The sequence below is a fragment of the Planococcus liqunii genome, assembly GCF_030413595.1.
GTDB lineage: Bacteria > Bacillota > Bacilli > Bacillales_A > Planococcaceae > Planococcus > Planococcus liqunii.
On the sequence record NZ_CP129238.1, the window covers coordinates 1,323,848 to 1,344,141 of the forward strand.

The 20,294-nt window shown below is 45.6% G+C and carries 18 protein-coding genes, 1 pseudogene and 1 riboswitch; of the genes and pseudogenes, 14 read left to right on the plus strand and 5 right to left on the minus strand.

Translation table 11 applies throughout. From position 1 onward, the window contains the following. Positions 1–35: 35 nt before the first annotated feature. Positions 36–455 (plus strand): annotated as a pseudogene (locus QWY22_RS19560) (SMI1/KNR4 family protein); the annotation flags it as partial. Between the two features lie 364 nt (positions 456–819). Here QWY22_RS19560 and QWY22_RS06705 read toward each other — a convergent pair. The 3 genes from QWY22_RS06705 to yidD all read right to left on the minus strand — a co-directional run bounded on the left by QWY22_RS06705 (position 820) and on the right by yidD (position 2,667). Beyond that, positions 820–1,185: an iron chaperone gene (locus QWY22_RS06705; protein WP_074510558.1), complete on the minus strand. Its 366-nt coding sequence runs from the start codon at positions 1,183–1,185 to the stop codon at positions 820–822. 104 nt (positions 1,186–1,289) lie between these two features. Beyond that, the gene (locus QWY22_RS06710) at positions 1,290–2,348 is read right to left on the minus strand and encodes a metal ABC transporter solute-binding protein, Zn/Mn family (protein WP_300983641.1); all 1,059 of its coding nucleotides are present in this window, start codon (positions 2,346–2,348) and stop codon (positions 1,290–1,292) included. Positions 2,349–2,436: 88 nt separating this feature from the next. Continuing rightward, positions 2,437–2,667 (minus strand): membrane protein insertion efficiency factor YidD, encoded by a 231-nt coding sequence (yidD, locus tag QWY22_RS06715; RefSeq protein ID WP_074510560.1) that lies wholly within the window; start codon positions 2,665–2,667, stop codon positions 2,437–2,439. A gap of 106 nt (positions 2,668–2,773) precedes the next feature. Here yidD and QWY22_RS06720 point away from each other — a divergent pair, with 106 nt between their 5' ends. The 3 genes from QWY22_RS06720 to QWY22_RS06730 all read left to right on the plus strand — a co-directional run bounded on the left by QWY22_RS06720 (position 2,774) and on the right by QWY22_RS06730 (position 4,508). After that, on the plus strand, positions 2,774–3,220 hold the full coding sequence (locus QWY22_RS06720) for a Dps family protein (protein ID WP_036802183.1): 447 nt from the start codon (positions 2,774–2,776) through the stop codon (positions 3,218–3,220). Between the two features lie 69 nt (positions 3,221–3,289). Then, positions 3,290–3,748 (plus strand): RNA deprotection pyrophosphohydrolase, encoded by a 459-nt coding sequence (gene ytkD, locus QWY22_RS06725; protein ID WP_300983643.1) that lies wholly within the window; start codon positions 3,290–3,292, stop codon positions 3,746–3,748. Next, positions 3,729–4,508 (plus strand): alpha/beta hydrolase family protein, encoded by a 780-nt coding sequence (locus tag QWY22_RS06730; RefSeq protein WP_300983645.1) that lies wholly within the window; start codon positions 3,729–3,731, stop codon positions 4,506–4,508. Before ytkD ends, QWY22_RS06730 begins: the two co-directional genes overlap by 20 nt. A gap of 74 nt (positions 4,509–4,582) precedes the next feature. Here QWY22_RS06730 and pckA read toward each other — a convergent pair whose 3' ends face one another. After that, on the minus strand, positions 4,583–6,172 hold the full coding sequence (gene pckA, locus QWY22_RS06735; protein WP_300983647.1) for a phosphoenolpyruvate carboxykinase (ATP): 1,590 nt from the start codon (positions 6,170–6,172) through the stop codon (positions 4,583–4,585). 236 nt (positions 6,173–6,408) lie between these two features. Continuing rightward, a riboswitch (SAM riboswitch) is annotated at positions 6,409–6,520 on the plus strand. Positions 6,521–6,717: 197 nt separating this feature from the next. Here pckA and metK point away from each other — a divergent pair. Further along, positions 6,718–7,926 carry a methionine adenosyltransferase gene (gene metK, locus QWY22_RS06740; RefSeq protein WP_300983648.1) on the plus strand — a complete coding sequence of 403 codons (1,209 nt, stop codon included), beginning with the start codon at positions 6,718–6,720 and terminating at the stop codon, positions 7,924–7,926. 120 nt (positions 7,927–8,046) lie between these two features. Here metK and QWY22_RS06745 read toward each other — a convergent pair whose 3' ends face one another. Further along, the gene (locus QWY22_RS06745) at positions 8,047–8,565 is read right to left on the minus strand and encodes a gamma carbonic anhydrase (RefSeq protein WP_300983649.1); all 519 of its coding nucleotides are present in this window, start codon (positions 8,563–8,565) and stop codon (positions 8,047–8,049) included. Between the two features lie 218 nt (positions 8,566–8,783). Here QWY22_RS06745 and QWY22_RS06750 point away from each other — a divergent pair, with 218 nt between their 5' ends. The 9 genes from QWY22_RS06750 (at position 8,784) to QWY22_RS06790 (ending at position 20,268) form a co-directional block, all read left to right on the plus strand. After that, entirely contained in the window at positions 8,784–9,587 is an 804-nt protein-coding gene (locus QWY22_RS06750) for an alpha/beta fold hydrolase (RefSeq protein ID WP_300983650.1), read from the plus strand. A gap of 16 nt (positions 9,588–9,603) precedes the next feature. Then, a complete protein-coding gene (locus QWY22_RS06755; RefSeq protein ID WP_300983651.1) occupies positions 9,604–10,623 on the plus strand; it encodes an LLM class flavin-dependent oxidoreductase in 1,020 nt (339 codons plus the stop codon). 140 nt (positions 10,624–10,763) lie between these two features. Next, positions 10,764–11,750 (plus strand): MJ1477/TM1410 family putative glycoside hydrolase, encoded by a 987-nt coding sequence (locus tag QWY22_RS06760; protein ID WP_300983652.1) that lies wholly within the window; start codon positions 10,764–10,766, stop codon positions 11,748–11,750. Positions 11,751–11,796: 46 nt separating this feature from the next. Continuing rightward, the gene (uvrA, locus tag QWY22_RS06765) at positions 11,797–14,250 is read left to right on the plus strand and encodes an excinuclease ABC subunit UvrA (protein WP_300983654.1); all 2,454 of its coding nucleotides are present in this window, start codon (positions 11,797–11,799) and stop codon (positions 14,248–14,250) included. 45 nt (positions 14,251–14,295) lie between these two features. After that, positions 14,296–14,751, plus strand: a complete 456-nt coding sequence (locus QWY22_RS06770; protein WP_300983655.1) for a GNAT family N-acetyltransferase — start codon at positions 14,296–14,298, stop codon at positions 14,749–14,751. A gap of 381 nt (positions 14,752–15,132) precedes the next feature. Beyond that, the gene (locus QWY22_RS06775; protein ID WP_300983657.1) at positions 15,133–15,603 is read left to right on the plus strand and encodes a MarR family winged helix-turn-helix transcriptional regulator; all 471 of its coding nucleotides are present in this window, start codon (positions 15,133–15,135) and stop codon (positions 15,601–15,603) included. Then, on the plus strand, positions 15,593–16,978 hold the full coding sequence (locus QWY22_RS06780) for an alpha/beta hydrolase fold domain-containing protein (protein ID WP_300983658.1): 1,386 nt from the start codon (positions 15,593–15,595) through the stop codon (positions 16,976–16,978). The genes QWY22_RS06775 and QWY22_RS06780 overlap by 11 nt, the downstream gene beginning before the upstream one ends. A gap of 498 nt (positions 16,979–17,476) precedes the next feature. Next, positions 17,477–18,235 carry an ABC transporter ATP-binding protein gene (locus tag QWY22_RS06785; protein WP_300983659.1) on the plus strand — a complete coding sequence of 253 codons (759 nt, stop codon included), beginning with the start codon at positions 17,477–17,479 and terminating at the stop codon, positions 18,233–18,235. Next, entirely contained in the window at positions 18,232–20,268 is a 2,037-nt protein-coding gene (locus QWY22_RS06790) for an ABC transporter permease (RefSeq protein ID WP_300983660.1), read from the plus strand. The genes QWY22_RS06785 and QWY22_RS06790 overlap by 4 nt, the downstream gene beginning before the upstream one ends. Positions 20,269–20,294 lie beyond the last annotated feature (26 nt).

A 20,294-nucleotide genomic window follows, 5' to 3' on the forward strand; every position in this document is an offset into this window, starting at 1 on the left:
GCCGGATTTGGGAAGAAACAGAGGAAAGCTCGGAAATGGCACCAGTGAGCGAGGCTATGATCAATAAAGCAGAAGAAGAACTGGGCGTAAAACTGCCGCAGGCCTATCTTCAATTGCTGCGTGAACAAAACGGTGGATCAATCCGTTTTAATGCCCATCCGGCAAGTGAACCTAACGCCTGGGCAGAAGACCATGTTCAGATGGACTTCATCATGGGCATTGAAGAAGGCGAAGGCATACTCGGCAGTGCCTATTTGATCGAGGAATGGGATATGCCGAAGGGTTTGGTGCTTTTATCAGGAGACGGCCATTCATGGGTTGCGCTGGATTACCGGCAAGTAAAAGAAAATCCGCCTGTCATTTATATTGATAATGAAGGCGGCCAATTGGTTGAACTTGCGCCTTCTTTCGAGGTTTTTCTGGATGGACTTTATACTGCTGATGTAGAGATGGAAGACGGCGAGTACGAGGAAGCAATTGAGTTGTCGGAAGAGCAAGTGGCAGAAGGGCTCGATTCGGATGATCCGGCAACCTTAATAAGGTCGCTGAACCATCTTGAAGACAATCCGGTCTTGTATCTTCCGCTGATAGAAGAGAAACTTCCGAAGTTGTTAAAGCATCAAAATCCACAATTCAGAGAATTTGCTGTGGTTTATGCTTTTCATTTTCAAGGAAAAGGCGCATTAAGCAATGAACTGAGAGAACTGATATTGTCATTCGTCGAAAACGATGAAGAATTGAATTGTTACATCGAGAGTTTCAAGGAGCAATAAAAAAGCCAAAGCGGCGATGGGGGCGAGAGCGGCTTTGGCTTCGTGTCTACGATTGCTTTAGGTTTTCCTGGACCCGGTACCTGACGATTTCGCGGACCAATTCAAGCGGAAGTGGTTCATCAAGTGGAAACTGGACAGAGCCTTTGGCGCTTTTGTAGCGGGATAATTGTTCGGCGAAAGCGGCAATGCCGCTAGGGGCAGGGTAAAAGCCGATATGGTTCTTGAAAGCCGCAAAATGGACGAGATTGCCATTAAGATAAAACGTCGGCATTTGATAGCTGATTTTTTCTGCCGCCTGGGGCGCTTCTTCTTTGATCACCGTGCGCAGCTGTTGGAGCTTTTCCTGGATGTCCATCGGAAATTGGCTGATGTATTCATCAATCGTATGAAAGGATTCTTTTTCAGGTTTCATCGGTTCTCCTTTCTGTGAAGAAAAATCCTCACTCTTTTGTTCGTTTATCTTTAGCTCGATTATATACAAAAAAGGCGAAATCCCATCGGATTTCGCCTTTCTATTTATTTTAATGCTTTTTCTAATGTCTGCAAGTTCTTTTCCATCAAGGTGAAGTAAGTTTCTTCGCTATCAATATCATTTTGGGTGAGAACGCCTAAATTGTGCATCTGAAGTGCTTCTGCTCCAACTTCTTTTTGGATGACTTCCGTTAAATTGGATGAAACATTCTGTTCAAAAATAATGTAATTGATGTTTTTTTCTTTCGCCTGATCCACAATTTGAGTCAATTCTTTTTGCGAAGGCTCGTCCTGGCTGTTTAAACCGGCAATGGCTACTTGTTCAAACCCGTAAGGCTCGGCAATATAACCGAATGCTGAATGGGAGACAAAGAATGTGTCGTTTTCGACGCGTTCCGCGAGTTCGCCGAATGAGCGGTCCAAGTTCTCCAGGTCTACGATGAGCTCTGCATAATTGCTTTCGTAGGTCCCAGAACCATCAGGATCTGCTTCAATCAGTGAATTCTTGATGGATTCGGCCAAGGTCTGGCTCAGTACAGGCGACATCCAGACATGGGGATCCGTGGAGCCGTGGTTGTGCCCTTCATGCCCTTCTTCCTCATGAGCTTCTTCTTCATGCCCTTCTTCCTCATGAGCTTCTTCTTCATGGGCATGTTCATCTTCTTCATGAGCGTGCCCTTCTTCTTCATGAGCGTGCTCATCTTCTTCAGCATGCTCCCCGTGGCTGGCAGCCTCCAATTGTTCATCCGTTATAGCATCAGCTGTTGCGATAAACTGAACATTTTCACCGTTGAGTGTTTTTTTCGCACTGTCAATAAAACCTTCCAAGCCTAGGCCGATGTAAAACATCAAATCGGCTTCGGCAAGCGCAATCATGTCCTGTTGAGTCGGTTCAAAGCTGTGCTCGTTGGCGCCAGCCGGGTAAACCGATTCAACAGTGACACGATCTCCGCCGATGCGCTCAGTGAAATAAGTAAGCGGATAAACCGTGGTTTTGATATGCAGCTTGGCATCATCTTCTGGTTCCGTTTGGGAATCGATTGCCGGATTGCCGCAGGCTGCTAAAAATAGGATAAGGGCAATAAAGGGTATTAATTTTTTCATTATGTACCTCCAAATTGTAATGATTACGTTTTAATAACAAAATGTATGTTACAGCATGTTGTTTAAAAACACAAGAAAAACCACCAAATTATTTTTTTGGTGGCCATTGTTCCGGAACAAAATCGACTCCGCCTTTATTGAATGGATGGCATCGAAGGATCCGCCGTACCGCAAGATACCCGCCTTTGAATGCGCCGTGTTTTTCAACCGCTTCGATTCCATAATGGGAACACGTTGGATAAAAACGGCAGCTTGGCGGCGACAAGGGGGAGATGAACCGCTGGTAAAAGCGGAATATTTTCAACAAGATGGTCTTCATTTGAAGTCAGCTTCTTTCTGGAAAGGATCACTTATGTTTATTGTAAGCACAGGTGAGGTATAAATAAAGTATAAGAGCTTATCAAACTAATTGGAGAGTGATTGGAATGTCAGCAGAATTAAACCAGGAATTAAACGTACAGGTCGCAACATGGTCAGTCGTTTATACAAAATTACATAATTTCCACTGGTATGTAAAAGGGCATCAGTTCTTTACATTGCATGTGAAGTTTGAGGAGCTGTACAACGAAGCGACTCTACATATGGATGAAATCGCAGAACGCTTGTTGGCGCTTGGGGGCAAGCCGGTCGCAACGATGAAAGAGCAGCTGGAATTGTCAGTTGTTGATGAAGCAACCAGCCAGGAAAATTCAGATGAGATGGTGCAGACTGTCGTATCAGATTTTGATAAAATCATGAAATCCTTGAAAAAAGGGATGGAGTTGGCAGCAGCCGACAATGATGATATGACAGAAGACATGCTTAATGCCATCCATCAAAATCTTGAGAAACATTCTTGGATGTTGTCAGCATTTTTGGGTGAAAAGAAGTAAGATAGAGATACAGAAGCGTACACTGATAATATCAGGGTACGCTTTTTCTGATGTCCAAGAGGTGAAATGATGGAGTATATCGATTTGAACGGCTGCCGCTGCGAACTGTCGTTTAAGCCCGGAACGTTTCCGATTGAAAGCAAGCATGTGCTAGTGATCTGCAAATTCAACAATAGATGGGTGTTGACGAAGCACTCGGTGCGTGGCCTTGAATTCCCTGGCGGTAAGGTGGAACCAGGCGAAAGTTTAGCGCAAGCCGCGAAAAGGGAAGTATACGAAGAAACCGGTGCAGTCATTCATAATCCGGAATGGTTTGCGGAGTATACCGTCTTTTCGGAAAGACCTTTTTGCAAAACCGTTTTTCTGGCGGAAGTGGAGCACCTGGAGAAAATCGAAAAGATGGAAACCGAAGGCATTGTGTTAATGGAAAAACTTCAACCGGTTGGCTCTTTCAGCTTTTTGATGAAAGACGCGGGGATGAAACAAATTATAAAGAAGGTGGAGCAACTTGGAAAATGGGGCAATTGAATCGAAAAAAATGTATCCATCGCCGAATCCTCATGTCCGCCTGACTGAAATTGTCTACTGGTCAGAAGGCTTGCGGGTAAAAGGGCTGTTGGCGGAACCGAAAGAAGCGGGAGATTGGAGCGGCATTCTTTACTTGAGAGGCGGCATCCAGTCAATCGGGATGGTGCGCCCGGCACGCATTGCGCAATTTGCAGCACAGGGGTTTGTGGTATTTGCACCTTATTACCGGGGCAATCGGGGCGGGGAAGGCCGCGATGAATTTGCCGGAGCCGACCGGTGGGATGCTGTTCATGCAGTCGAAGTCCTGAAAAAGTTCAGCAATGAAAATGTGCATGTATTAGCTTTCTCGCGCGGCGGCATTATGGCGCTATGGACAGCCGTGTTAAGAGGGGACATTAGCTCTGTCGTCACATGGGCCGGCGTTACGGATACGGTGCTAACGTATAAGGAGCGTCCGGATATGCGGCGCATGATGAAACGCTTGTATGGCGGAACACCGAATACGGCGTTAACCGCATACGAAGAACGCAACCCCTTATTGCGCTTGGACGAAGTGAATGCGCCCGTCTTAATCATCCATGGCCTGAAAGACGAAAACGTTTATTCCGGACAGGCTTATTTGCTGGAAGAAGCTTTGAAAATGAATGACCAACCGCACGAAACTTGGTATTTTCCTGAATACACCCATTTCTTTCCGCCAGCAGCAAACCGCAAGACGGCGCGAGCACTTACCGAGTGGATGAGAAGGCAAGAGCGGTAAGTCAGGAGTAGAATGAAATTTAAAGGTACGCAAGCAAAAAAGCTATCCCAAAGGATAGCTTTTTTACATGTAATTTATAGTGGTGTTGGTCCGCCGTGTGCGCTAATATCAGCTGAAACGGTGCCGAATTTTTTGAAGTTTTCCTGGAATTTCTGAGAAAGTTCTTTCGCTTTTTGATCGTAAGATTCTTTATCAGCCCAAGCGTCGCGAGGGTTCAGGATGTTAGCAGGTACGCCTTCAATTTGTTTTGGAATTTGCAGGCCGAAGATTGCTTCCTGTTCCGTTTCCACGTCATGAAGTTCGCCTTTGATTGCCGCACGGACCATTGTACGCGTGTATGACAATTTCATGCGGTTGCCAATGCCGTATTCGCCGCCTGTCCAGCCTGTGTTTACCAGGAAGACGTCTACGCCGTGCTCATCAATTTTTTGGCCGAGCATTTCTGCATATACTGTAGCATGAAGCGGCAAGAATGGTGAACCGAAGCAAGTCGAGAATGTCGCTTCCGGAGAAGTGACGCCGCGCTCAGTTCCAGCAAGCTTCGATGTGTAGCCGCTCAAGAAATGGTACATCGCTTGTTCTTTTGTTAATTTGCTGATTGGAGGCAGTACGCCGAACGCATCAGCAGTCAAGAAAATAATTGTTTTCGGATGGCCAGCAACCGATGGATCGACAATATTGTCAATTGCCTGGATTGGATAAGCGGCGCGCGTGTTCTCTGTTAATGAACCATCGCTATAGTCCGGAATGCGAGTTTCTGGATCAACTACAACATTTTCCAGGACAGAACCGAAACGGATTGCGTCGTAAATTTGTGGTTCGTGCTCACGTGAAAGGTTGATTGTTTTCGCGTAGCAGCCGCCTTCAATATTGAATACGCCGTTGTCTGACCAGCCATGCTCGTCGTCGCCGATTAATTTGCGGTCCTGGTCTGCTGATAAAGTCGTTTTGCCTGTCCCCGATAAACCGAAGAACAACGCAACATCGCCATCTTTCCCAACGTTCGCTGAACAGTGCATAGGAAGAATGCCTTTCTCAGGCAGGATGTGGTTCATGATTGAGAAAATAGATTTTTTCATTTCGCCGGCATATTCGGTGCCGCCAATCAAAATGATTTTCTTTTCCATCGAAACGATGATGAATGTTTCTGAATCCGTACCGTCCACTGCAGGATCTGCATGGAAAGTCGGGGCATAAACGACGGTGAATTCCGCTTCATGCGCTGCCAATTCTTCAGCCGTCGGGCGGATGAACAATTGGTGGGCGAAAAGATTATGCCACGCGTATTCATTAACCGTCTGAATTGCCAAACGGGACTCTGGGTCTGCTCCTGCAAAGCCTTTGAAAACGTATAAGGCATCCTGTTTTTTCAGGTGCTCCATTACTTTGTTATATAAGTTTTCAAAAACATCAGAAGAAATCGGGCGATTTACGGAACCCCAATCGACTTTGTCTTTAGTAATAGCTTCTTCTACTATATACTTGTCTTTAGGTGAACGGCCTGTGTATTTGCCGGTTTCAGCTTTAACGGCACCTTCTCGAGTCAATACGGCTTCCCCACGTGATGTTGCAGCTTCCACTAATTGTGGAACTGAAAGTTGGATGTGCACATTTTGGCCATTTAAAAGATCCTTTAAATTATTTGCGAAGTTCACTGGATTCATTTATATGTACCTTCCTTTTCGGTTATTCCCATGGCAATGGGGAGGATGTATATTCGAACATTAGTATAACACATTCAAACCAATAGTCTATACTAATAACCAATTGTTATGAAAAAAATACTTTTAATGCGCCTGTAACAAAAATTATAGCGGTTTAATCGCAATATTGCCGTTGTTTGAACGAAAATCGTTGACATCACTTCCTACTTTCCGTATGATGAAAAATTGAACGGATACTCTTATTCCGAGCTGGTGGAGGGGACAGGCCCTATGAAACCCGGCAACCTGCTGCTGCATGCAGAGAAGGTGCCAAACCTGAAGCAAGGTCTCAACCTTGGACGATAAGAGTGAAAGGTGCTTATGATGATTTCTCCTTTCCACATGCAGATGCTGGATGGGATTTTTTTATGAAATTGCCCTTAATCCTCGTGTACAAAGGCCACAACGGCTTGAAGTTCAATCCTCACGGAACGGACTTGACATGGGAAACGAGTACCGTATCAATTTCGAGAGCAATCTCGCAGGATATAAGGAGGAAACACATTTTGAAAAACCGTCGATTATTCACATCAGAGTCAGTAACAGAAGGACATCCGGATAAAATCTGTGATCAGATTTCCGATTCTATTTTGGATGCCATTTTAGCAGAGGATCCAAATGCACGGGTTGCGTGCGAAACAACTGTAACAACAGGGCTAGTTCTTGTTGCCGGAGAAATTACAACATCTACGTATGTTGATATCCCGAAAGTTGTGCGTGAAACAGTTCGTGAAATTGGCTATACTCGCGCTAAGTACGGTTTCGACTCCGAAACAAGTGCAGTTTTGACAGCAATTGATGAGCAATCACCGGATATCGCCGCTGGAGTGAACGTAGCGCTTGAATCACGTGAAGGCCAAATGACTGATAAAGAACTAGACGATATCGGAGCAGGAGACCAAGGTCTGATGTTCGGATTCGCTTGCAACGAAACAGAAGAGTTAATGCCGCTTCCAATCTCGCTTGCCCATAAATTGGCGCGCCGATTGGCTGAAGTACGCAAAGAAGAAATCCTTCCATACTTGCGTCCGGACGGCAAAACACAAGTAACGATCGAATATGATGAAAACAATAAACCGCTTCGCGTGGACACAATCGTTATTTCCACTCAGCATCATCCGGAAGTAACGCTTGAGCAAATCCAGCGCAATATTAAAGAATACGTCATCAATGAAGTGGTTCCACAAAACTTGATCGACGAGGAAACAAAATACTTCATCAACCCGACTGGCCGTTTTGTAATCGGCGGACCACAAGGAGATGCGGGACTGACAGGACGCAAAATCATCGTTGACACTTACGGCGGATACGCTCGCCACGGCGGCGGCGCTTTCTCAGGCAAGGACGCGACGAAAGTTGACCGTTCTGCAGCTTATGCAGCCCGTTATGTAGCGAAGAACATTGTAGCAGCAGGACTTGCTGACCGTTGTGAAGTGCAATTGGCTTATGCAATCGGGGTAGCGCATCCGGTATCAATCGCATTTGATACATTCGGAACAGGCAAAGTGGATGAAGAGACATTGGACGATCTAGTCCGTGCAAACTTTGACTTGCGCCCGGCTGGAATCATCAAAATGCTTGACCTTCGCCGCCCGATCTACAAACAGACGGCAGCTTACGGACATTTCGGCCGTACAGATATCGATCTTCCATGGGAACGCACAGACAAAGTGGAAGTATTAAGAGAACAATCAGGTGTTTTTAAACAAGCGTAATAAATAACAAAAAGACGACCGGCAAAATTATGCCGGCCGTCTTTTTTTCTGCTTCTTGCGCAGATTCGTCCCTTGAGAGGCGTTGGCCGATAGCTTCAATCAAAGCTGCCGGCTCTTTTTCTATTCACTCCTTTGAAGCGATTTATAATACGCGCCTTTTTCTGCATATTCACGGACAATGCGCTCCATGTCCTGTTTGTCCTCTTCCCGCAGTTCGCGGACCACTTTTGCTGGCCGGCCGACAGCAAGCATGCCGGGTGGAATCACTTTGCCGGGCGGCACGAGGCTGCCGGCGCCGATAAATGCGCCTTCGCCGACTTCGGCTCCGTCCATAATAATGGAACCCATGCCCACCAAAGCGCCTTTTCGAATGACGCAGCTGTGAAGCGTCACTTGGTGCCCGATGGTGACCTGGTCCTCAAGAACCAAAGTTTTTCCCGGGCTTTGATGCAGCATGCACAAGTCCTGGATATTGGTTTTATTGCCGATAATGGTTGGCGCGACGTCTCCGCGGATGACGGTATTAAACCAGACGGAGGAATCTTCTCCGATGATCACATCTCCGGTGACGGTGGCGTGGTCTGCAATAAAAACAGAAGGGTGGATGGATGGATATTTGCCGTTAAATGGATAAATCATGGAAAACCTCCGTTAAAAAAGTTAAGATATCTTTAATCCTATCAAATTCGATGCAAAGGTCAAATGGAATGGCAGGAAAGTACATAACGTAAGAGTTGAATCAGTGGGTTTTCTTTCTACTGATTCCACATGCAGGCAATAAGCCTGATAAAAATGGCTCACGGCCACTTAGAGAGAAACAAGGATAAAGGGAAGCAAAGCAAAAGGAGATGACCGAAATGTGGAAATGGGAAGCAAAAGGGCAGGCAAAAGCGGTAATTGTCATCATACATAGCGCTTATGAAAATCATCTTCGCTACGCTTGGCAAATTGAACAATGGCGTACGGCAGATTTTCATGTCATCATGGGCGATTTGCCCGGCCATGGCAAAGGCGCAGAAATGGATCAGCCGCATGCAGCTGCATTTAAAGAATATGAAAAATCGCTTAAATATTCCATCCGCGCGGCGCTGGAACATGGGTTGCCGGTATTTGTAGCAGGCCACGGATTAGGGGCGACCATCGCGATGAATTTTTTAAGCAAATATTCACAACCGATAGCGGGAGCCATTTTAAGTTCGCCTTGGCTGCGGTTATTAAAGACCCCGTCAAAATTGCCGGCTGCTTTGTCCGGGTTGCATAAACTGGCGCCCGGCGTGAACATTGACCACAATCTTCACATCGAGGATTTAACCCGCAATCCGGAAGTGATCGAACAGGAAAAAGAGGACCCTTATTACAATACGCATGTCACTGCCGGGTGGTATCATGAATTGCAGAATTACATGAAGCAAGCAGCCCTTGGGATCGGCAAATTCCCGGACATTCCATTATTTTTGCATATTGGCGAAGTTGACCAAGTAGCAGATAAAGAAGTGTCCAAACGCTGGATCCGCCAGCAGGATTTAACAGAATTCAGCTATAAAGAGTGGAAGCAATGCCGCCACGATATATTCCAGGAACCGGAGCGGGAAGATGCCTTTGTATCGTCGCATTTGTTTTTGCAGAATGTTATGCGCTCGCTTGGGTATGTCGTGACGTAAAGAAGGGAAGTACAAAATGGCACATTTAAAATACAGTATATTAGACCAGTCGCCTATTTCAGAAGGCAGCAATCCGCAGGAAGCATTGAAGCAGACAGCCATCCTTGCGCAAAAAGCGGAAGAATGGGGCTATACGCGTTTTTGGGTGTCGGAACACCACGATGCCACGACGCTTGCGGGATCGTCTCCGGAAGTGCTGATTGCCCACCTCGGGGCCGTAACGAAGAAGATCCGCCTCGGATCCGGCGGCGTGATGCTGCCGCATTATTCAGCGTTTAAAGTTGCAGAGAATTTTAAACTGCTTGAAGCGTTGTATCCGGAACGCATTGACGTAGGTGTTGGCCGGGCGCCGGGCGGCATGCCGCGCGCCAGCTATGCGCTGAACGAGGGCAAAAAACGCGATGTCGGCCGTTTTCCGGAGCAAATTGATGAACTACAGATGTATTTGACGGATGCCATCCCTGAAGACCATAAATATTATGGCATGAAAGCAACGCCAGTTACGCCATCTGCCCCGCCGGTCTGGATGCTCGGCTCCGGCCAGAGTTCAGCGGAATTGGCTGCCGAAAAAGGGCTGCCGTACATGTTCGCACAGTTTATTAACGGAGAAGGCGGACAAAGTTTTGCCCGTACATACCGGGACCGGTTTGTTTCTCATCGTGGCAGCGAACCTTATCAGGGCGTCGCAATATTTGTCGTCTGCCAGGAAACGGAAGAGCAGGCAGAACGGGTGGCTTCTTCAATGGATTTGGCATTGGCAATGGGAGCTCAAGGCATGCCGTCAAAAGGCACGCCGCCGCCTGAGCGGGCGATGGATTATCCATATAGCAAATTTGAGTGCCTGCTCGTAGAAGAAAACCGCAAACGCATGCTTGTCGGAACGCCTGGACAGGTAGTGGATGGACTTGAAAAACTGGCGGCCAGCTACGCTGCCGATGAAGTGATGCTCGTTTCGATCGCTTATGATTTTGAAGATAAGCTGACGACGTACCGCTTAATTGCGGAAGAAATGCAAAAACGCGAAAACAGAAAATAATAGCGGAAACTGACTCAGCTCTGCTTACCAAACCCAGATGGCTTCAAATGAAGAACATCCGGGTTTTTCATTTTTCATGACTCGCATTATAATAGAAGGAAAATTCCGACTAACAAAACGGAAAGGCGGGAGGGCTCGAAATGCTGGGAAAACCTAACATCATTCATTTTGCATTTTGTGCGCTTCTTTTGATTGTCTCTGGTTGTTCATCGGTGCCGGCAGAAAAAGGCATAGAAGATAATGCCTTCAATCAATGGCATTACCAATTGCAAAATACCAATCCGGTTCAGCTGGCAGCCGGAGACTACAGCGTTGCTGTTATCGACCCTACAGCTGACGGCAGCGAAGAAACACGCTACGCACAAGAGCATCTGGAGCAAATGAAAGCCAACGGTACAACCGTCTTGGCCTATTTCAGCATCGGCGAAGCGAGTTCGTATTTAGACTACTGGAACCCTAACTGGGGAACAGAAAGGGACGGTGTACTCCAAGTTGCAGAGGAGGCGCCGGAATGGCTTGGCCGGACGCCGAATCCCGATTGGCCGGAAAGCGTAAAAGTGCGCTACTGGCAAGAAGCGTGGTGGGATATTTTAGAGCCGGAATTGAAAAAAATTAAAAAAGCGGGATTTGACGGTGTATATTTGGACATTGTCGATGCGTATTACTACTGGGGAAATGATGCAGCGCATGTTCAGGAGACACGCCTGGTTTCAGACCCGCAAAGTGAAGGGGAAGCTGCAGAACGGATGATGTTTTTGGTAGAGCGAATTTCGGGCTATATGAAAAAGGATTCTCCTGATTTTCTGGTCTATCCACAAAATGCGGAAAGCATCTTCGACTACGACGACGGTTCGTATTTAGCTGCTATTGATGGCATGGGAACGGAAGATCTGTGGTATGACGAAACGGAAAAAAGCAGCGATTTAGACGAGCGCTTGCCTTATCTGAAAAAGGTCCGTGATGCGGGGAAGAATGTCCTTTCCGTGGATTACGTTGCTGCGGAATCACCCACTCCGGAAGATCAGAAGCGAATCAAAGATTACATGCAGCGCTGTACTGATGAAGGTTTTTTCTGCTTTCCGGCTATGAACGACCGGGAATTAGATGACTGGATTCCGCAGCAGTGACGGTGGCTGTCCCTAAGCAAAACGATTCCGCAAAGGAGGAGAAAGGATGACAAATTTTATTGAAATCAAAGATGCGGCTGAAAACAATTTAAAAAACATCTCCGTAAATATTCCAAAGAACAAATTCGTCGTCATCACCGGTCCTTCCGGTTCCGGCAAATCGACTTTGGCAGTGGATATTCTTCAGCGGGAAAGCCAGCGCCAATATTTTGAGATGAATGGCATGACGACGAATTTCATCAACAAGCCGAAAGTGGGGTCGATTTCGGGATTATCGCCGTCCATCGGCGTCAGCCAGTATACGACGACTAACCGCAATCCACGTTCAACGGTCGGAACCGTGACGGACATGTATACGTATTTGCGGGTGATTTACGAAAAGTTGGGGGAGCGGGAATGCCCGAACTGCCACAAACGTGTGAAAAAACCAGCAGACTTGGACGAGGAAAGCCTGCTGATGCCTTGTTCCAATTGCGGCTATGAAATGAAAAACCTGAACAAAGCCCATTTCTCGTTCAATACGGTGGAAGGGGCTTGTGAGACGTGCTTGGGGCTCGGGAAAACTTTGAGCATCCGAACCGAACTGATATTTGACGAAGAACTGAGCTTGAACGGCGGGGCAGTTAGAACCTGGTTTAAAAACATAATCGATTATTATGGGCTCGTGCTGAAAGCGGCTGCCAAACATTACGGGTTTGAATTTGATATGAATTTGCCGCTGAAAAACTACAGCCCCGAACAGCGAAATCTGCTGTATTACGGCATAGAAAGCGAGCAGTTCAAGCAACATTTTCCGGACACGCCGCCTCCAAAAACGACCAATAAAGGGAAGTTTGAAGGGGTTGTGACGGCCATGTGGAGAAGGTACCAGGAACGCGAAGGCGTCTCCAATGAGGCGATGTACTTTTATCATCAAACCTGCCCGGAATGCCGCGGCGAAAAACTGAAAAAAGAAAGCCGGCAAGTGATAGTAGCGGGTCTGCCCATTTCCGAAGTTTCCAAAAAGCCGCTTGACCAGATGCTGGGATGGGTGCAAGAAATCGCAAAAGAATTGGAAGACCGGGAAAACTCCATTGCACGGTCGCTTGTTTTTGAACTGAAAGTAAAAATAGAGCGCATCGTCAGCATCGGGCTTGGTTATTTGTCGATGGAGCGGCAGTCGGTTACGCTGTCAGGCGGGGAATCGCAACGCCTCCGCCTGGCGACCATACTCGGTTCGGCTTTGTCCGGCGTTCTCTACATTTTGGATGAGCCGACAATCGGCCTTCATCCAAAAGATACAGCCGGACTTGTAGCTGTTCTAAAGCAATTGAGGGATCTCGACAATACGGTGTTGGTGATCGAGCACGATGTCGATGTCATGGAACAGGCCGACTGGATTATCGACATTGGGCCGGGAGCCGGCATGCGCGGCGGAGAAATTGTAGGGCAAGGGACACTCGAATCGCTTAAGACGCAGGACCAGTCGGTGACTGGCAACTATTTAAAAGAAATATATGTGCCAAGGCTAAAGAGAAGAGCGGGCACCGGGCAAAAAATCACGGTCCATAACGCCGTCAAAAACAATTTAAAGGATGTTACAGTGGCATTTCCGCTCGGCTGTTTTATTGCTGTAACGGGCGTGTCGGGTTCCGGGAAATCCTCTTTGCTGTTTGATGTAGTGGCAGCGAGTGCAGAAGAAGACCATATAAGAGAAGGCTATAGCCATATTGAAGGGCTGGAAGCAGTGGAGCGTATGGTGACCGTCGACCAGTCGGCACTAAGCCGGATGCAGCGGTCCAATATCGCGACCTACACAGAAGTTTATACCTTGTTCCGGACGCTTTTTGCCAAATTGCCGGAATCGGTGGAACGCGGACTTACAGCCAAACATTTCTCATTCAATACCGAAGGTGGGCGCTGCGAGCATTGCCAGGGGATGGGCTTTGTGCTGGTGAATATGCATTTTCTTCCGGACCTTGAAGTGGTCTGCCCGGTCTGCAGCGGCAAACGTTTTAAAGAAGAAGTGCTGGAAGTCTCGTACAAAGGGCATTCTATCTCCAGTCTTCTGGACCTGAGCATTGAAGAAAGTATGGAGCTGTTTACAGAAAACAAAAAAGTCCAAATGACAATCAAATTATTGCTTGAAGTCGGCTTAGGCTACTTAAAATGGGGTCAGACCTTAACCACCTTATCCGGCGGCGAGGCCCAGCGGCTGAAACTCGCCAAGGAATTGAACAAGACGGCCAAAGGCCAGACTTTGTACATTCTGGATGAACCATCAACCGGCCTCCATCCGAATGACGTCAAACAGCTGCTTCTCCTGCTCAATAAATTGGTGGACGCCGGCAACACGGTCATCATCGTCGAACACAATACCGAGATGATCCAGGAAACTGATTGGATTGTTGACCTTGGACCAGAAGGCGGAGAGGCAGGCGGCTACATTGTGGCAGAAGGGACGCCGGAACAAGTGGCTAAAAATCCAGCCTCTTACACGGGTGGATTCTTGAAAGTCTGAAGAACAAAGTGAATTAACCAAAAGGCGTTTAAGGGGGAAGCAGCAGTGGACATTAAATTGGACGATTTGTCAGGAAAAGAAATAGAGAGATTGGTGGAGGAACATATACAGAATATGCTCCAGATTTCTCCTCTTGAAAGCAAGCACGCACTCGGCGTAGAAGCTTTGCGCACGCCGGAAATAACTGTCTGGAGTGCCTGGGAAGAAAGCGAACTATTAGGTTGCGGGGCATTGAAAGAACTTGACCCGCTGCACGGGGAAGTAAAGTCGATGAGAACTTCTTCCAACCATTTGAGAAAAGGCGTTGCCCGGAAAATACTCGAACACATCATGGATGAAGCGAAGGAACGCGGCTACCTGCGGCTGAGTTTAGAAACGGGTTCGGCTGCTCCTTTTGAACCGGCGAGAACACTATACGAGCGGTTCGGTTTTGTGGTGTGTGAACCTTTTGCCGATTATAAGGAAGATCCGAACAGTGTATTTATGGCGAAGGAATTGTGAAGTAGTAAAAAGAGGTTCCTTTAAGCATGAGCAAGTTGATGTTGAATTAATGAATTGATTGCTTTAATAAAGGAAGACCCAATTTCCGTTCGTAAAAGAGTATAAAAAACGGCGAACGTTCGTAAAGTGTTTTTGTACATTTACGAACGTTTATTTTTGGCTATATTCTGCTGTTTTTGAAGCGTTCGTAAACGTGTACTTTTACGAACGCTTTTTTTATCTATGCTTATGTCTGAGCAACCCTTAAATATTTGTATGGGTTCGTTCATCTTATTTTTTCAATTTGTTGATTATCAATTGACAAGAAATACAATAAAGTTTATATTTAGTTTCATAAACTAACTGTTAGACTATGAAACTAATATAAAAGGAGTTTGAACTGTGGATAGAAAACAACTGGAACAATACATTGAAATTTATAGCCAATTAACCCAATCAATAAACAACAGCATGGAGTCGATACAGAAAAACACTTTCAAGGACAGCCTTGTGACACCCGAACAATTCAATATTTTGAATTTAGTTCTTACGTGGGAAACTTGTACCTCAAGCTTGCTGGCGAAAGAAACTGGCGTGAAAAAAAGTACGATTACCGCTATCATTACTCGATTGGCTGACAAAGGATTGGTGAACCGCATTCCGGACCAAAACGATCGGCGCACTATCCATCTTCAGTTAACCGAAAAAGGGCAGCAAGTCGCAAACGAAGGCCGCAAGAAGATATTCGACCGCCTGATGCCTTTGGGGAACGGTCTTTCTTCAGAAGACTTTAAAAACCTAAACGCAAATTTAGCTGCAATTGCCGACCAAATGAAATCGATTAAAGATGGGATGGAACCAAATGAACATTAAAACGAGAACATATGCCTTATTAGTGGGGTTGGTGTTTATCTTTCTGACACTGGCTCAGACCTTTTTCATCAACTACTTGATCCCGTTAGGGTTGGCAGCCTTTGCGGTTTCGGTCCTCAATGTATGGATCATGAAAAAACTAGCCAATAGAAAGCTTTTTCGCCTGGTAGCAAGCGTGACTGCCGTTTACGTGGTTGCAGAAATTTTGTGGATGTTCTTTGATAAGATTGGGCTGTTTGTACTCGCCCAAGTTTCATTTGTCTTAATCGGGTTTGTTTTAGTTGCTTTAGGGCTTGGCATTCACCGGAAAAAGGAGCGGAACGTGCTATCGGTCATTTTGGGAATCGTTAAGTGGATTGCCTTAATCGTCTTGATTGGGGTATCTTCCTTGATGATCTTGTTAACTGCTACGCCTAAGCCGTTCACTTCCTATTTCCAAAGTGTTTCAGGCGATTACAATTCGTACGAAGCAGAAGAACCGTCTACTACCACGATTATTGAAGGTAATTATCAGTTAACGAATAATCTTCAATACGGGGACAACTATCCGAGAAGTTACCTAGATATCATGACGCCGGCCGGAGAATTTGACCAAAACCGTCCCACTTATTTTTATGTTCACGGTGGGGGCTTTATAGCAGGGGATAAACTGGGGGGCGATCCGAACGCTTCGGCCAGCGAAAATTCTGGCCTTTATCATTACAAAGTCATGATTGATCATGGCTACAATGTGGTCGCACTCAATTACGCATTAGCTCCGGAATATACGCACCCTACGCCTACCAAGCAATTGACGGAAGCCGTGCAATTCATGCAGGAAAACGGAGAGCAGTATGGAATCAATATGAACGATGTCGTCTTTGCCGGTGGAAGTGCAGGGGGCTACATCGCTGCAGACTTTACCACCATTCAAGCGAATCCGGAGTATGCGGAAGAAATCGGCATCGAGCCGGTGATGGAGCTGGAGGATATCAAAGGCTTGGTATTGGAAGTGCCCACACTTGACCCAACACGTGCAAGCAAAACGACAAAAGAAGTTCCGTTTAGTGACTACATTTTCGGCCAATCGTTAGCTGCGTTTTTGGGTGAGTCATTGGTAAGCCCTGACGAAGACCTGGTGGAGGCGACAAACTTGATTCCAAAAGCGACGAGTGAGTTTCCGCCCACCTTCCTCACGGACGGAAACACGGGTTCATTTGCAGATCAATCCATCGATTACTACAATCGGTTGACAGAACTGGGCGTCAAGACCGAGCTTTACATTCCGGATATAAATGAAAGCGAAGAAATTCACGGGTATATGAGTACCATCGATTCGAAAGCGACCAAGACGTATGTAGAGAAAAAACTTAAGTTCTTAGATAGCCTGAATTGATGTTGAGCAAGTGATGGTAGCAGTTCAATGACCTTGAATAGTGATTCTTATAAAAGACGGGGTGAGGATAAGTTCTCGCTCCTTTTTTTCTTTGTCTATTCCAATTCACTTTTCAAAATATGATATGCAGCTTTTTGATTAAAATACAGAGGGAATCTAATAGAGGAGGAGTCACAAGGCTTAAGTTTACATATCATGAATTTATCGGAAGGAAAGGAGCTGAATATAGAGTTCCTTTCTTTTTTGTTTCAAGTACGGCTTTTTCTTGAGCTTTAAATGATAAATGAATTGAAAGTTTGAATAAATTTCGACTAAGACTCGTTATATTGGCTGAAACCTTTTTAATATATAATATTGTATTTATATGGTATTAGTTCTAAATATAGTAATAGAAATTATTTTCAACTCCTAGAACTGGCTTTTTGGTTGATTTATAAATATCTGAAGTCGAGCAAAATGTAGAGAAATTATATATAACAAGTGAGGCTACCGATTTTAATGAGAAAAGTAATTTTGGAAGTTAATAATCTAGTAAAGAAATACATAGGTAAAGGGTTCGAAGTTGAGGCATTAAGAGGTATTTCGTTCAATTTATATGCGGGGGAATTTGTCGCAATTATGGGAACGAGTGGCTCTGGAAAAAGCACGTTGCTCAATGTAATCGGCGCATTAGATGAACCGACCAGCGGCAAAATACGTTTGAATGGAGTAGATTCGGAAAGTTTCTTTACAGAACCGAAAGCCACGGACTACCGCCGGGAAAATATCGGATTTATTTTTCAAGCCTATAACTTGTTGAAAGACTTGACGGTGGAAGAGAATATTTCGCTGCCATTGCTCTTGAAAGAGGAATCAAAAGAAGCCATCGAGAGAAAAACAACCAGTATGATCGAACGGATGGGGTTAACAAAGTGGAAAGCACATCGTCCAGTCCAATTATCGGGCGGGCAGCAACAGCGCATCGCCATTGGTCGCGCACTTATCGGGGAACCTCCCATACTGTTGGCAGACGAATTGACGGGGAATTTAGATGCCAATACGTCCGAAGAAATCCTGGGCGTATTGACCTCCATGAAAAAAGAACTGAACCAAAGCATACTTGTGGTGACGCATGACCCGAAAGTCGCTACCTATGCAGACCGGGTCCTGTTTTTCCATGACGGTGCCATCATCACTGAGTACGAATGTTCCGGCAAACAAGATCTTGAGCACATCATGAAAATCTCCCAGGATATTTTGAAAGGTCCAGCCGTATGAAATCACTCAATCAGTTGGCGTTTCGTTTATTTAGAGAAAACAAATTTTTGGTCTTCACTTCGGTGATGAGCATTGCCATCGCTGTCTCCCTTGTGATGACAATGGCTCTATTTGCCGTAAATGCGAAACAAACTCTTCAAGAGGACCTGCGAAAGATGTATGGCGATATGGATCTGGCCCTTGTCTATAGCGATGACAATCCGGTGGAAGATGAACAGGAATTGTTGCAAATGGTATCGAAACACCCTTCAACAGTTGCTGTTTCACAAGCATTGGTTACTCAAACGTATATAGCGCCGTTAGGTGGAGAAGTTTACACACTGGGAATCGAAAACGATTCAATTGCAAAAAGCAGGTATAAAACAAGCGTAGATTTAACGGAAGACACAGTCGTCATCACAGAAAATCTGGCAGCGTCTCTCAAGCTTTCAATGGGCGATCAAATCGAAATTGAACAAGATTCATTTGAAATTGCTGAAATTTTGAAGAACGCTCAAGGAACTGGGATTGCTCCTGATATGGTGATTTTCGCATTGGAGAGAGCAAAGCTGTTTCACAACGAGGAACTGTCCTATCTAAAGAATGAAACAACCGCTTTAATGGTGAAAACCGCAGAAGAAACCGACTTGATTGCAATGGCTAATGAATTCAAAAAGATTCAGCCGGACTTGCGAGTGGACATTATTGAAGAGGATGAAGCAGCAAAAAATAACTTGAATTCCCTGACATTATTTATTGTCATTCTTTCACTACTCATTTTGATTGTCACGGCCATCATGGTCATTTCCAATTTTGACTTGTTCATCTATAAGAATAAAAATCAGTTTGCGATTATGCGGGCGCTTGGAGCGAAGACAGCGCAACTAGCGAAAATCACCCGAATCCAAAGCACGATGATTACAGTTGCAGGCGCTTTGCTCGGGCTGGCGCTTGCTTATGCAGCGGAACAATTCCTGCAGCCAAGTGTTGGGCGATGGTTTTCCATAACCTTAACTCAGGTGTCATTTGCATGGGAAGTAGCAATCCCTGTTCTTGTCGCATCGAGCCTAGTGATTCAATTGTTTCTGTATATCCCGGTTCTCAAATCATCAAAGATCTTGCCGTTGACGATTCTGCAGGAAAATGAAGAGCTTGATTTTAAACACCATGGTCTGCGTCGAGTGTTCATCAAGATTTTATGGATTTCATCCCTAGTGTCACTGGCGTTTGGCGCTATTCTCGCCATGGATGAAAACGCGAGCGCGATGTTGATTTTATTGAGTGGATTTTTACTATTAACCGGTCTTTTTCTGGCGTTGCCCATGTGGCTTACGAGCCTGCTAAATGTGCTGATACCAGTGTGTGAAAAATTCTTATCCAGTAATGTTCTAATCGCGTTTCAAATTATAAAACCACAAGTCAAAAAGAATAGCTTTGTGATTCTTTCGATTAGCGTTGTTATGATTATCGCCGTTTTCGGTTCGGTCATGCTGAGTACGATTAAGCAGAATAATACAAACTATATCAATGAACAGTTTCCCACTTCTGTGGTCATTACAAGTCGGATTCACCAATCGGAAATCGATCCGGTAAAATTAAGTGAAGAAGTACGTAATCAAGTCCAGGGCTCGCAAGTCGCTTCTGTCAGCACCTTTGGTGGGGGAGAGTTGTTCGTTGAAGATGGGACGATGTCTTTTGACTATACGCTGGGCGACCTACAAGCATTGGAGAGTATGAAGATTGTACCGGAATTAGCAGAGAAGAATTTAGCAGAGGCGGCGATTGTATCTCCTGTATTTGCTGAAAAGCACAAGTTAAAAGTCGGCGATACCTTAGAAACTGGCATCTACTCGGATGAAAAGCAACAGGCTGAATATGTGGCGACTATGGTGGTAAGTGCTGTTTCTGACGCAGTTGGCAATGGAGAAGTGCTTTTTGATTGGCAGGCGAAAGCGTTAAATACTCCTGCTACTAACTTTAATAAAGCGTATGTAAATGCAGTTGACGAATCAGTGGCCAAGAGTTCTCTTGAAACCTGTATCCTGAACTCATAGTCAATACGCATACTGCTTCAATGGAA

Excerpts from the sequence above, each read along its gene's own strand:
- QWY22_RS06760 (WP_300983652.1), top strand. The coding sequence starts at position 10,764 with ATGCTGGGAAAACCTAACATCATTCATTTTGCATTTTGTGCGCTTCTT.
- uvrA (WP_300983654.1), top strand. The coding sequence starts at position 11,797 with ATGACAAATTTTATTGAAATCAAAGATGCGGCTGAAAACAATTTAAAA.
- QWY22_RS06785 (WP_300983659.1), top strand. The coding sequence starts at position 17,477 with ATGAGAAAAGTAATTTTGGAAGTTAATAATCTAGTAAAGAAATACATA.
- ytkD (WP_300983643.1), top strand. The coding sequence starts at position 3,290 with ATGGAGTATATCGATTTGAACGGCTGCCGCTGCGAACTGTCGTTTAAG.
- QWY22_RS06705 (WP_074510558.1), bottom strand. The coding sequence starts at position 1,185 with ATGAAACCTGAAAAAGAATCCTTTCATACGATTGATGAATACATCAGC.
- QWY22_RS06710 (WP_300983641.1), bottom strand. The coding sequence starts at position 2,348 with ATGAAAAAATTAATACCCTTTATTGCCCTTATCCTATTTTTAGCAGCC.
- QWY22_RS06790 (WP_300983660.1), top strand. The coding sequence starts at position 18,232 with ATGAAATCACTCAATCAGTTGGCGTTTCGTTTATTTAGAGAAAACAAA.
- QWY22_RS06745 (WP_300983649.1), bottom strand. The coding sequence starts at position 8,565 with ATGATTTATCCATTTAACGGCAAATATCCATCCATCCACCCTTCTGTT.
- yidD (WP_074510560.1), bottom strand. The coding sequence starts at position 2,667 with ATGAAGACCATCTTGTTGAAAATATTCCGCTTTTACCAGCGGTTCATC.
- QWY22_RS06780 (WP_300983658.1), top strand. The coding sequence starts at position 15,593 with ATGAACATTAAAACGAGAACATATGCCTTATTAGTGGGGTTGGTGTTT.
- QWY22_RS06720 (WP_036802183.1), top strand. The coding sequence starts at position 2,774 with ATGTCAGCAGAATTAAACCAGGAATTAAACGTACAGGTCGCAACATGG.
- QWY22_RS06750 (WP_300983650.1), top strand. The coding sequence starts at position 8,784 with ATGTGGAAATGGGAAGCAAAAGGGCAGGCAAAAGCGGTAATTGTCATC.
- pckA (WP_300983647.1), bottom strand. The coding sequence starts at position 6,172 with ATGAATCCAGTGAACTTCGCAAATAATTTAAAGGATCTTTTAAATGGC.
- QWY22_RS06755 (WP_300983651.1), top strand. The coding sequence starts at position 9,604 with ATGGCACATTTAAAATACAGTATATTAGACCAGTCGCCTATTTCAGAA.